Source organism: Klebsiella sp. 10982 (genome assembly GCF_048589245.1).
Taxonomy (GTDB): Bacteria; Pseudomonadota; Gammaproteobacteria; order Enterobacterales; family Enterobacteriaceae; genus Klebsiella; species Klebsiella quasivariicola.
Window position 1 is genome coordinate 1 of sequence record NZ_JBMAXV010000144.1, and the last position, 531, is coordinate 531.

Genomic DNA, 531 nt, shown 5'->3' on the forward strand with positions numbered 1-531 from the left:
AAGAAGACGCTCCAGCGTGGCCAACGTGCGTTCACCGAATACGTGCGCCACAACCGTCCTCCGTATCCTGTCATACGCGTAAAACAACCAGCGCTGGCGGGATTTAGCGCCGACGTAACCCCACTGTTCGTCCATTTCCGCGCAGACAATGACGTCACTGCCCGGTTGTATCCGGGAGGTTACTGACTGCGGCCTGAGTTTTTTAAATGGCGGAAAATGGTGTTGAGACCAATGCCCATAATGCGTGCGGTGGCGCGGCAACCGACACCATTCATGGCCATATCAATGATTTTCTGGTGTGTACCGGGCTGAGAGGCGGTGTAAGTGAACTGTAGCTGCCATGTTTTACGGCAGTGAGAGCAGAGATAGCGCTGATGTCCGGCAGTGCTTTTACCGTTACGCACGACGCCTTCGGTAGCTGAACAGGTGGGACAACTGATGGGAATTGAAGCCACGTAAGCACCTCAAAACCACCATCATACACTAAATCAGTAAGTTGGTAGCATTACCCTGATCGTTGTATCTATTACC

At 52.5% G+C, this 531-nt stretch carries 1 pseudogene; it reads right to left on the bottom strand.

The features are described 5' to 3' along the window. Positions 1-455: pseudogene (locus tag ACKLKD_RS27995) on the bottom strand (IS1 family transposase); the annotation flags it as partial. Positions 456-531 lie beyond the last annotated feature (76 nt).